The 11,972-nt window shown below is 60.5% G+C and carries 11 protein-coding genes; 5 read left to right on the forward strand and 6 right to left on the reverse strand.

Annotation, left to right across the window (positions count from 1 at the left end):
- Positions 1–577 precede the first annotated feature (577 nt).
- The 5 genes from F599_RS14425 to clpX form a co-directional block, all read right to left on the reverse strand.
- Positions 578–1,633, reverse strand: a complete 1,056-nt coding sequence (locus tag F599_RS14425) for a hypothetical protein (protein ID WP_019543811.1) — start codon at positions 1,631–1,633, stop codon at positions 578–580.
- Between the two features lie 214 nt (positions 1,634–1,847).
- Positions 1,848–2,327, reverse strand: a complete 480-nt coding sequence (rlmH, locus tag F599_RS0112310; protein ID WP_019543812.1) for a 23S rRNA (pseudouridine(1915)-N(3))-methyltransferase RlmH — start codon at positions 2,325–2,327, stop codon at positions 1,848–1,850.
- The gene (locus tag F599_RS0112315; RefSeq protein ID WP_019543813.1) at positions 2,327–3,448 is read right to left on the reverse strand and encodes a S1C family serine protease; all 1,122 of its coding nucleotides are present in this window, start codon (positions 3,446–3,448) and stop codon (positions 2,327–2,329) included. Before F599_RS0112315 ends, rlmH begins: the two co-directional genes overlap by 1 nt.
- 94 nt (positions 3,449–3,542) lie before the next feature.
- On the reverse strand, positions 3,543–4,292 hold the full coding sequence (locus F599_RS0112325; protein WP_019543814.1) for an MBL fold metallo-hydrolase: 750 nt from the start codon (positions 4,290–4,292) through the stop codon (positions 3,543–3,545).
- Between the two features lie 54 nt (positions 4,293–4,346).
- Entirely contained in the window at positions 4,347–5,630 is a 1,284-nt protein-coding gene (gene clpX / locus F599_RS0112330) for an ATP-dependent Clp protease ATP-binding subunit ClpX (protein WP_019543815.1), read from the reverse strand.
- 242 nt (positions 5,631–5,872) lie between these two features.
- On the opposite strand from clpX, the gene rpmE reads away from it, so the two are divergent.
- The 5 genes from rpmE to F599_RS0112355 all read left to right on the forward strand — a co-directional run bounded on the left by rpmE (position 5,873) and on the right by F599_RS0112355 (position 10,683).
- A complete protein-coding gene (gene rpmE / locus F599_RS0112335) occupies positions 5,873–6,073 on the forward strand; it encodes a 50S ribosomal protein L31 (RefSeq protein ID WP_019543816.1) in 201 nt (66 codons plus the stop codon).
- A 218-nt stretch (positions 6,074–6,291) separates the two neighbouring features.
- Positions 6,292–7,248, forward strand: coding sequence for a DUF1385 domain-containing protein (locus F599_RS14430; RefSeq protein ID WP_019543817.1), 957 nt, complete (start codon positions 6,292–6,294; stop codon positions 7,246–7,248).
- A gap of 72 nt (positions 7,249–7,320) precedes the next feature.
- Entirely contained in the window at positions 7,321–8,388 is a 1,068-nt protein-coding gene (gene prfA, locus F599_RS0112345; RefSeq protein WP_019543818.1) for a peptide chain release factor 1, read from the forward strand.
- Between the two features lies 1 nt (position 8,389).
- A complete protein-coding gene (gene prmC, locus F599_RS0112350) occupies positions 8,390–9,244 on the forward strand; it encodes a peptide chain release factor N(5)-glutamine methyltransferase (protein ID WP_019543819.1) in 855 nt (284 codons plus the stop codon).
- 377 nt (positions 9,245–9,621) lie between these two features.
- The gene (locus tag F599_RS0112355) at positions 9,622–10,683 is read left to right on the forward strand and encodes an L-threonylcarbamoyladenylate synthase (RefSeq protein ID WP_019543820.1); all 1,062 of its coding nucleotides are present in this window, start codon (positions 9,622–9,624) and stop codon (positions 10,681–10,683) included.
- 128 nt (positions 10,684–10,811) lie between these two features.
- Here F599_RS0112355 and F599_RS15660 read toward each other — a convergent pair whose 3' ends face one another.
- Positions 10,812–11,162, reverse strand: coding sequence for a hypothetical protein (locus F599_RS15660; RefSeq protein ID WP_156022036.1), 351 nt, complete (start codon positions 11,160–11,162; stop codon positions 10,812–10,814).
- Positions 11,163–11,972 lie beyond the last annotated feature (810 nt).

Raw genomic sequence — 11,972 nt, forward strand, 5'->3', positions numbered from 1 at the left:
CGTTCGTCCTGAGCCAGGATCAAACTCTCCATGAAATATGGAAAGCCGATTGGCTCTCATTTCTCTTTTGGACCGATATATTGCTATATCAGCAAAGAAATTGCCGATTGCTATATGTTCATAGTAATCGATGTTAGATGCTCTCGCATCTCGACATCTGGCTTTACATCATGGTTGCATGATGTTCTGCATTGTTTAGTTTTCAAAGAACACCCGCGATTCCCTCCGGCGCGGTGCGCCTTTCGTGAATCAGCTTCTATATATTACCTCATCCGTTTCAGCTTGTCAAGAACTTTTTGAATTTATTTTCGCAAGCTCTCAGCGCCGTCTGGGATTCGGCTGCCGGCAGCTCCTGCGCTCGTGGCTGTCCGCCGCCGACTTGTAATATATTACACGGTTGTGGCTACGTTGTCAACACTTATTTCGCATTTTTTATAAAAAATTCCCTATCCATTACAGATAGGGAATCCTCTCCTGCTTTGCAAACCATACCCTTCTACTCACGAAGCCACATGCACCAACGTCCACTTCGTTGACATCGGTGCATCGCCCTTACAGGTATAGGTAACTCTTGCCCTCAGTCTTCGATCCGCAGCTTGGGAATAGCGGCATACTCCTGCGCTCTGGCTTCTGCCGCCGCTTGCTGGCGCGCGGCTTCCTCTGCCGCGCGTTTCGCCTTTGCTGCTTCCTGCTTGCGCTGCTTTGCCTCCGCTTTTGCGTTCTTCTTTGCCTTGCCGTCAACGCGTTCCTTGATGGCTTCGATTTCCGCGGCGCTGCGCTTCGTGTGCCGCGCGATCTGGCTTGCCGCGATCTCGTCCTGGAGGCGCTGCTCAGCGGCGCGCTCTTCATCCGTCACCTGGTGCAATCCGCGCGTGTACGTCAGCGCGAGCTCGCGTTTATCGCAGCCGTCGCTGTCGCTGTAAGTCTCGACGACGGTCAGCGTGTCGCCAACGAGCTTCGTCACCTGGTAACTGCGCTGGATGGTACGCGCATGCGTCTCATTGTTTCCCGCGGCATCGGCGTCATCGTAGCGCGAAAGCCACGGCCAGAGCTGATCCTCGAGGTCACTTTTTGCGACAGGACGATCCTCGTAGCTGCGTACCGTGACGGTTTCCGCCGCGGGCGTAAAGGTCAGAACGCCGGCGCTGTCCCGCTTGACCGCGGCTTTCGCGGTAAAGGAGTCCGTGCGATCGCGATTCTTGAGGAACTGGCGCAGGTCGACACTCTCCTTCGGCTCAAATAGAAGCGTACCGTCGACATAGAGGAACGACACGTCCTGGTCCCCGAGCCGCGTGAGCTGCCACGCACCGACGAGATCCTTATACTCGATGGATGCTGCCGTCTGCTGCGCTTCTTTCAGAGCTGCCGCGGCACTCTCCTCCGCTTGCGCAGCCTTCTGCAAAATCTTCTCCGCCGCAGCGTCTGCCTTGCCCTTCGATTGCTGCTTTTCCTCTGCCGACTGCGCTTTTTTGTCCGCTTCCTTCTGTGCGCCATCCTCATTTGCCTGCTGTATCGCCTCGATCGCAGCAGCGGGGAGGAATTCAAACATCCCCTCCTGCGAGGCAAATCCCGTCACGGGCATCATGAGCAAAGCCGCCGAGAGCATCACGCCACTTGCATATTTTTTCTTCATTTTCACGACCTCCTGCGCCGTCCGAATCATTCCCATGTATCGCAATGCAAACACACGATCTTGTACGAGCCTTATCTTTCCTTATCTTTGCTTTATTCTCGTCCTGTCATCTCTTTCCCTGCTTAGAAATATTTCATGATCTGTACCAAGATACATTACTGTGGTAAAAAAACTGCCGCCCGCAGAATGTCTGCAGGCGGCAGCTGCCTAGTGCTTACCAATGATATTTTTCGCCGCGGCTGATCTTGAACGCGCGGTAGATCTGCTCGACGAGGAGCAGCCGCACCATCTGGTGCGTGAAGGTGAGCCGCGAAAAGGAGAGACGATAGTCGGCAGCGGCGCGCACCTCCTCTGAGAGGCCAAACGCACCGCCGATGAGAAAGGCGATGCTGCTCTTCCCCTGCAGCGCGAGTGCGTCGAGACGTGCCGAGAGCTCCTCAGAGCTCAGTTCGCGGCCAAAGACGTCGAGCACGATAAGATAGCTCCCCTGCGGCACCTGGCGGAGCAGGCGCTCGCCCTCCCGCGTGAGGACTTGTTTCTTCTCCGCCGCCGAAGGCTCAGCCGGCATTTTCTCCTCGTGAATCTCGCGGATCTCGAAGCTACAGAAGGGCGTGAGGCGTTTCTGGAACTCCGCGATGCCCTGCGAGAGGTATTTCTCCTTGAGCTTTCCCGCGCAGACGACGGTGATGCGCATCAGTTGTTATCCTGCGGCATTTCCTCGAGCGTGACGTCCGCCGTGTCCTCGCTACCGTTGCGGTCATAGGTGATCTTCACAGTCTCGCCGATCTTGTGCTCGCCGACAGCGGCGCGCAGATCCGAGACGGTGTTGACCTCCTTGCCATCGACCTTGAGGATGATGTCGCCGCGCTGCAGGCCAGCCTTGCCGCAGGGGCCGTTGAGCGTGACCTTGAAGATGAATACGCCCTTGTCGATGTTGAGCTGGTAGCCGTAGCGGGCCGCCGTGTTCGGATCGAAGACGGAGACGCCGAGGTACGGACGCGCGACGTATCCCTTATCCATGATTTCCTCGACGACGGTGCGCACGGTGTTGATGGGGATGGCGAAGCCCATGCCCTCGACGCCTGAGGCTGCGACCTTCGCGCTGTTGATGCCGATGACCTGTCCATCCGCGTTGACGAGCGCGCCGCCCGAGTTGCCCGGGCTGATGGCGGCATCCGTCTGCAGGAGCTTCACGCGGCGGTCGGAGATGTCGAGCGTGCGGTTGAGCGCGCTGATGACGCCTGAGGTCACGCTTCCCTGGAACTCGAGGCCCATCGGGTTGCCGATGGCGATGGCCGGTTCACCGACGACGATCTTGTCCGAGTCGCCGAAGACGGCCTCAGGGAGGTCATTCGCGTTGACCTTCACGACGGCGAGGTCAGTGAGCGCGTCAGCACCGACGACCTTGCCCTTGAGCGAGCGCCCGTCCGCGAGCGAGACGATGAGCTCCTTCGCGCCATCGATGACATGGTTGTTCGTGACAATGTAGCCGTCCTTGCGGAAGATCACGCCGGAGCCGACGCCCTCCGTTTCCACGGGATTGTTGAACCAGTCACGCGCGACAGCCTTGTTCGTGATGCCGACGACCGTCGGGCCGATGGCCTTTGCGGCGCGCACAGCCGGGGTGTTGCGCGCATCGGAGATGCCTTCGGTCTGCGCGGATGAGGCGGGCGCCGCTGCCATGATGCCGGAGCTCGCGCTCGATGACGAGGTTGCATTGCCCGCCGAGCAGCCGGAGAATGAGACGGCCGCGAGCGCGAGCATGACGGCGCCCGCGAGCGCCGCGTGTTTCTTATGCTGGAATAACGATTTCATGACTTTCCCCTCCATATCGTATGTCATGCAGGCCTGCGGCCATCCCGCGCCGGACGCTGATCTACGAGCGCCTCCCCGCGCTGGAGCGCGGGGCTCAATGCAGCCGCACGGGCTGTTCCTGCGATGCGACGGCGAGCGGCACGTCGATGCCCTGCCGCGCGAGGATGGTCGCGACGGTCTCTCGCGCGAGCTCTGGACGGTTGTTCTCCGCCGAAAGGTGCGCGAGGAATACCTGCTGCGGCGGCTTCTGCAGCCGCGCGATGGCCCAGGCGGCATCCGCATTCGCGAGATGGCCGCGCGTGCCGAGGATGCGGCGCTTGAGCGGCCACGGATAGCGCCCCTCCTTGAGCACGGCGGGGTCGTGGTTCGCCTCGAGCACGAGGACGTCCGCGCCGTCGAGCGCCGCCTGCACGCTACTCGTGACAAAGCCGAGATCCGTGCAGGTCGTCACCTGCCGCGTTCCCGTAATGCGGTAGCCGACAGGGTCGGCGGCATCGTGCGGGATGGAAAACGGCATGATCTGCACGCCCGCGATCCGGAACGCGCCCGCCGCCTCGCGGCGCAGCTCTTCCGGAATCTCAGGCGGCAGCTGCGCGAGCGTTGCCCGCCGCGAGTAGATGGGCAGCTGGTACCATTTCGTGAGCGTGCGCAGCCCCGCGATGTGATCGCTGTGCTCGTGCGTGATGAGCACAGCGTCGAGGTCGGCCGCATCGACGCCCTCGGCGGCGAGCGCCTTTTTGATGCGCGTCGCGCTGATGCCCGCGTCGATGAGCAGACGCACGCCGTCCATCGCGACGAAGACCGCGTTGCCCTTGCTGCCGCTCGCGAGTACCGATACCTGCATGTCCTAGCTCCTATCCTATGCCTTGAAGATGTAAAATATATGGAGATGCGTGGCTCAGGCGATCTCCTCCACGCGCGGTTTCTCGTGCGCCGTGATGCACTCCTTCGTGATCGTGACCTTGCGCTTCGCGTCGGACTTCGGGATCTCGTACATGATGTCGAGCATGACGTCCTCGATGATGCCCTTGAGGCTGCGTGCGCCCGTCTTGCGCTCGATGGCCTTCTGCGCGACGGCGCGCAGCGCGTCCTCCTCGAATACGAGCTTGACGCCGTCCATCGCGAGCAGCTTCTCATACTGCTTCACGGGCGCGTTCTTCGGCTCGGTCAGGATGCGCAGCAGCGCGTCCTCGTCGAGCGTCTCGAGCGTGCAGATGACGGGCAGGCGACCGATGATCTCAGGGATGATGCCGTACTCCATGAGATCCTCCGGACGCACCTGATGGATGAGCTCGTCGAACTTCGGCTGCTCGTCCTTGCCCTGCACCTCGGCGCCAAAGCCGATGGAGCTCGCCTTTTGCAGGCGCTTCGCGATGATCTTCTCGATGCCGACGAACGCGCCGCCAACGATGAAGAGCACATTTCTCGTGTCGACCTTGATGGTCGGCGCCTCTGGGTGCTTGCGCTGGCCGCGCGCCGTGAACTCGACGACGCTGCCCTCGAGCATCTTGAGCAGCGCCTGCTGCACGCCCTCATGGCCGGGATCCGCTGTGATGGAGTTGTTCGCACCCGACTTGCGCGCGATCTTGTCGAACTCATCGAGGTAAATGATGCCGTGCTCCGCTTTCTCGATATCCTTGTCCGCCGCGTAGTAGAGATTGCGCACAGCGACCTCGACATCCGCGCCGACGAACCCCGCCTCCGTGAGGCTCGAGGCGTCCGTCACCGCGAACGGGATGTCGAGGAGCTTCGAGAGATGCGAGAGCAGCGCCGTCTTGCCGCAGCCCGACGGGCCGAGCATGATGACGTTCGACTTCTCGATCTCCGTGCCGTCGTCGTTCTGATAGCCGTACTTCATGCGCTTGTAGTGGTTATAGACCGCGACGGAGAGCACCTTCTTCGCGTGATCCTGGTTGATGATATACTCATCGAGATACTGCTTGATGATATGCGGCTTGTTCTTCTCGAGCATCTCATCGAGCTGGTCGGCGAACGCCTTTTTCTCCGACTTCGCCGCCGCGGCATCGTGCTCGTCGAGAAAACGGTTGATCTCCCGCACGCAGTTCTTGCAGATGGCAAAGCCCGTGTTCGGATCGAAAATCGGCATATCGTACTGGTCATGCACATCAATGACGCGCTTGCAGAAGCTGCACTGATGCTGAATTCCTTTTTTCTCTGGCATACGTGTTCCTTTCTCAAAAAAGAGCTTTCCCTCTATTATTGCCCATCAGAGGGATTTTTTCAAGCCTGCTTGCACAGAACTTTTCTCTGTGCTATAATACTTCAGTACTGGACGCTGGGCGTCTGGTTCCAAGGTCGTTGCGACCGGCTATTCCCCAAAACGGGAAGCTAGGTCTAAACCAAGCTTGCGCATAGCTTGCTTGTATCAATTCCCAGTCTTTGGGGAAAAGCGAGGTGTAAAGAGTGAAACAGGGTATCCATCCGAAGTACTACGAGGCTACGGTCACCTGCGGCTGTGGCAACACGTTCAAGACGGGCTCCACGAAGCCGGAGCTCCGCGTCGATGTCTGCTCCAAGTGCCATCCGTTCTTCACGGGGCGTCAGCGCGACGTCGCAGCGGGCGGCCGCATCGAGAAGTTCAACAAGCGCTACGGCAAGAAATAAGCGTCGCCGCTTCAGGGCCGCGCGGGCTACACGTCCGCGCGGCCCTTTTTGTGTGCGACAGGAAACCGCCAGCGAGAGCGCTGCGCACGGGCCGCGCCGAGAGACGCCCGCGCGCCTCATTCCCGGCGCGGCGCTAAAACACGCCGCGCCGCTAGTCTTTTCCCCTGTTTTATGATAGAGTAGAGGCAAATAAAATCTTATCAGGAAGGAGCTTTCCTATGGCAAAACTCAGTGTGGGCGGACAGGCCGTCATCGAGGGCGTGATGATGCGCGGGCCGAAGGACGTCGCGACAGCGGTGCGCGATCCAAACGGCCGCATCCAGGTCGAGACGCATCCCGTCAGCTCGATTGCCGACCGCTATCCGATTCTCAAAAAACCGATGCTCCGCGGCACCGTCTCGCTCGTCGAGTCCCTCGTGCTCGGCCTGCGCTCCCTCTCCTACTCGGCGAAGATGGCGGGCGACGAGGACGAGCAGCTCACGGACAAGGAGATGGCGGGCACGATCATCTTCGCGCTCGTGCTCGCGAGCATCCTCTTCATCGCCATCCCGACGGGTGCGGCGAAGTTCTTCCATTTCATCACGGACGATCCCGTATTCCTCAACCTCATGGAGGGCTTCCTGCGTCTCGCGATCTTCCTCGCCTACATCGGCGGCATCTCGCGCATGAAGGACATCCGCCGCGTGTTCCAGTACCACGGCGCCGAGCACAAGACCATCCACTGTTACGAGGCGGGCCTGCCGCTCACCGTCGCGAACGTGCAAAAATTCAGCCGCCTGCACCCGCGCTGCGGCACGAACTTCCTGCTCATCGTCATGCTCGTCTCCATCTTCGTCTACGCATTCCTCGGCTGGCCGGGCCTCATCGAGCGCATCGTGAGCCGCATCCTGCTGCTGCCCGTCGTCGCCGGCATCTCCTACGAGCTCATCCGCTTCGCGGGGCGCACGACGAACCCCGTCGCGCTGAAGCTCATAAAGCCCGGCCTCTGGCTCCAGTACCTCACGACGCGCCCGCCGCAGGACGACATGGTCGAGGTCGCCATCGAGTCGCTCAAGGCCGTGCTGCCCGCGGAGGAGATCCTCCCCGGCAGCGGCAGCTACCTCGAGGAAGCGGCGAAGGCCGACACCTCTGCAGAGCCGCCCGCCGCAGACCATGTGCCCGCGCTTGAATCGTAGCCTGCCGCCCCGCGGCGCTGACCGCAAGAGACACTACGCTCCCCCGTACTTTCTTTAGAAAGGATGGCATCGTTGCTAGAAAAACTGGAAGCTATCGAAACGAAATACAAGGAACTCGAATCCCTCATCGCCGACCCGTCCGTCATCGCCGACATCGATCGTTGGCAGCACTATAACAAGGAACACGCCGCACTGCTCCCCATCGTCGCCAAGATCCGCGAATACCGCGAGGTCACGCAGGAAATCGAGGACGACAAATCGCTCCTCTCCGACCAGCCCGACGACGAGCTGCGCCACCTCATCGAGGACGAGCTCGCGGAGCTCAAGGAACGAAACGCCGCACTCGAAAAGGAACTCCCGATCCTCCTGCTCCCGAAAGATCCGAACGACGAGAAAAACGTCATCATGGAGATCCGCGGCGGCGTCGGCGGCGACGAGGCAGCGCTCTTCGCGGGCGACCTCTTCCGCATGTACAGCCGCTACGCCGAGCGCCAGGGCTGGCGCGTCGAGATCCTCTCAGCGAACGCGACGGAAATCGGCGGCTTCAAGGAGATCACCTTCCTCATCAACGGCCACGGCGCTTACAGCCGCCTCAAGTACGAGAGCGGCGCGCACCGCGTGCAGCGCGTGCCCGTCACCGAGTCCGGCGGCCGCATCCACACCTCGGCGGCGACCGTCGCCGTACTGCCCGAGGCCGAGGAAGTCGACGTCGCCATCGATCCCAAGGACCTGCGCATCGACACCTACTGCGCCTCCGGCGCGGGCGGCCAGTACGTCAACCGCACGGAGACCGCCATCCGCATCACGCACCTGCCGACGGGCATCGTCGTGCAGTGCCAGGACGAGAAATCCCAGCTCAAGAACAAGGAAAAAGCCATGAAAGTCCTGCGCGCCCGCCTCAAGGACAAAGCCCAGCGCGAGCAGGAAGACGCAACGAACAGCGACCGCCGCAGCCAGGTCGGCTCCGGCGACCGCAGCGAGCGCATCCGCACCTACAACTTTCCGCAGGGACGCGTGACCGACCACCGCATCGGCCTCACCGTCCACCGCATCGACGCCGTGCTCGGCGGCGACCTCGATGAGATTCTCGCTGCGCTCATCACCGCGGATCAGGCACAGCGGCTGAAGCAGGTGGACTGACATGCAGGAACTCTGGACCATCGGCCGCATCCTCAAATGGACCGAACAATATTTCAAGCAAAAGAACATCGAGTCGCCGCGCCTTGACGCTGAAGTCCTCCTCAGCCACATCCTCGGACGCGAACGCATCTACCTCTACGTCCACTTCGACGAGCCACTCGAGCCAGCGGAGCTCGCGCGCTACCGCGAGGCCATCAAACAGCGCGTCCAGCGCGTCCCCGTCGCCTACATCATCGGGGAAAAGGAATTCATGGGGCTCACCTTCAAGGTCACGGCGGACACCCTCGTGCCGCGTCCCGACACGGAAATCCTCGTGCAGGCCGCCGTCGAGCGCCTGCGTGCGCGCGGCGAAACGCCCCGCTTCGCCGACATCGGCACAGGCTCCGGTGCCATCTGTCTTTCCATCCTCCATTTCCTGCCCAAGGCGCAGGCCGACACCGTCGACATCAGCCCGGCCGCGCGCGCCGTCGCTGAGGAAAACGCCGCCGCGCTCGAAGTCGCGGACCGCGTCACCTTCCACACCGGCGACCTGCTCGCGCCGCTCGCGGGCCAATGCTACGACGCCATCCTCTCCAACCCGCCCTACATCCCGGACGGCGACATCGCCGCCCTCGCGCCCGAAGTCCGGCTCAAAGAGCCGCGCACCGCGCTCGCCGGCGGCAAGGACGGCCTCGACTTCTACCGCCGCCTCACGGCAGACGCGCCCGCCCACCTCAAGGACGGCGGCTTCCTCGCCGTCGAAGTCGGCATCCATCAAGCCGCTCCCGTCGCCGCCCTCGCCGCCCCCGCCTTCTCCCGCACGGAGATCCTCAAGGACTACGCAGGCATCGAGCGCGTCGTCATCGCCTGGAAATAAAAGCGTGCCGCGAACAAACAACCGCGAGTACCGCCACCGCCATCCTTGCCGCAACTGTCCGCTCAGGGCGGCGGGTGCAGGACAGCGAACGCAGCGCGGAACCTATTCGGAAGCACGCAGTGTCTACACCTCAAATCCCGATTCCGCCACGGACTATCCCATCTCGCATTCCGCCCAGGGCGGCGGGTGCAGGGCAGCGAACGCAGCGCGGAACTTATTCGGCTGTACGCAGGGCGTACGACCTGCCATCAAAGCTTCTTACAGCCGAGAGTTTCCGCGCGGAGTGAGTCGCCCTGTACCCGCTGCCCGCTCTGCCTCGAACCTCCCGCCTCGAACCATCCCCATTTCCAACCTCTATTTTCAGAAAGAAGCCATTTATGCAAACCGAACTGATCCAAGTCTCCAACCCGGCCGCGGCACAAGCCACCATCGCCCACGCCGGCGACATCCTGCGCCGCGGCGGCCTCGTCGCGTTCCCGACCGAGACCGTCTACGGCCTCGGCGCGAACGGCCTCGACGCCGCTGCCTGCGCGCGCATCTACGAAGCGAAGGGACGCCCCTCGGACAACCCCCTGATTCTCCACGTCGCAGACCGCGCGATGATTGACACCATCGCCGCCGACGTCCCGCCCTGTGCGGAAAAACTCCTCGCGGCCTTCTGCCCCGGCCCCATCACCCTCATCCTGCGGCGGAAAGCCATCGTTCCCGACCGCATCACCGGCGGCCTCGCGACCGTCGGCATCCGCATGCCGGAAAACGCCATCGCCCGCGCCATGATCCGCGCGGCCGGCGTCCCCATCGCCGCTCCTTCCGCCAACATCTCCGGCCGTCCGAGCCCCACGACCGCCGCCTCCGTCCTGCGCGACATGCAGGGGCGCATCCCCCTCATCCTCGACGGCGGCCCCTGCCGCTTCGGCGTCGAATCCACCATCATCGACTGCACCGAGACGCCCGCGACTATCCTGCGCCCCGGCGCCATCACGCGCGAAATGCTCGAGGAACTCCTCGGCGGCGTCCGCCTCGACCCCGCACTCGTCGGCGCACACACTGTCCCCAAGGCCCCCGGCATGAAATACCGCCACTACGCCCCCAAAGCGCCGCTCACCCTCATCGAGGGCGCGGGGGTCCACATGGACGCCGCGTTCCGCCGCCAGGTCCGCATCCTCCAGCAGCAAGGCGAAACCGTCGGCATCCTCGCGAGCCACGAGACCTGCGCCGCCCTCGCGGATCTCATCCCGGAAAACCTCCGCAAAGACTACGGACCGCGCGGCGACCTCCCCGCCATCGCCGCCCGCATCTACGAAGCGCTCATCTCCCTCGACGACACACCGGCCACCGCCCTCCTCGCCGAGGGCACCACAGAGCGCGGCCTCGGCCTCGCCATCATGAACCGCCTGCACAAAGCGAGCGGCTTCCATAGCCTTCACTGCAGAAAATAGCTGCATACCCGATTCTACTAAAAGACGTGAAAGCCATCATCCGCTTTCACGTCTTTTTCTGCCTCACCTGGAGCGCAAGCCATAAGCGCAGCACGTGGGATAAATACTTCAAATAGAAATATTAAATATTACTGATATCTCTCAGAGAAGTAATTGGCAAGAGCCAACTGTACAACATTGGGAATAGAACCGATTTCATTTCCATAACTATCAATTCTACAAGCATAATATCCTTTTCCCCATGCCACACTTACAAGAATCGGATCAAAGCTACCTTCATAACCAAGTCTTCCATACTTGATTTGAGCATTAGCATGACCTACTCTATCATAATAAATAGAGCTGTCATTAATGTAAATGCCAAATCTGTCATCATCAGTGACAACATGACCTGCTTCTGCTGTCGGTGCAACAGATACACCAATAATAGAAGCAATCAAAGCAAATGCTACTACAAGATTCCTAAACAGTTTTTTCATTTTAATCTTCTCCTTTTCTAAGGAACCGCTGATTAAATGAAGTGCTCCGGATTTACGTAGATGCGCTGTATCTCTCTAGGAGACAAACCGCAGGCGTAGCCGAAGCTACGCTGAGGTTTGTCGACGACGAGAGGACAGTGCAGACGCGTGAAGACGGAGTGCTGAATTAATCAGTGGTTCCCTAAAAGCATAAACGTAGATATAAGGCACTCCATCAGAATGTATGGGAAACTAACTCTTCCCATCCCTTATGACCATTGAAAAAATTCCCTCAAAACATTTTCTGATATCCATATTTCTGCGCACAGACATTCGCTACGCGGGCAAAGAGCGGACCGCCTGACTCTGCTCCTCCAATATCCGCAGAACACATATAGCTCCAGTCGATGACACCGATCTGCGTCCAAGGGCCTTGATTCTTGCTCTCCATGATATTATAACGGTCACGGCTTACTTTGTTCAAATGATACGCCACTGTAAAGTATTCGCCGCTGTCATTATCCGTCACCCCTGCGCCGAATGTATCCGAGCCTCTGTCCCACCACGCGGAAGATCTGTCAATCGACCAGTGCCCATACGCGTGCACAACAGAGGCAGATGGCCCGGGGCCTGGGCAAACAGACACCCCCACTACCGTTCCCACAGCAATCAGACAACAAGCCAGCATCTTTCCAAGTTCTACTTGGCCTGCCCCCCGACGATTAGACTGTTTAAACGAAAGGAAGCTTTTAAATCTTAAAATTGCTTGGTTTTACATACCTTTCCGGATCCTTATGGGTTGCAACTGTAGCGACTAGATAACGGCTAATC

The organism is Selenomonas bovis DSM 23594, assembly GCF_000381005.1.
Lineage (GTDB): Bacteria > Bacillota > Negativicutes > Selenomonadales > Selenomonadaceae > Selenomonas_C > Selenomonas_C bovis.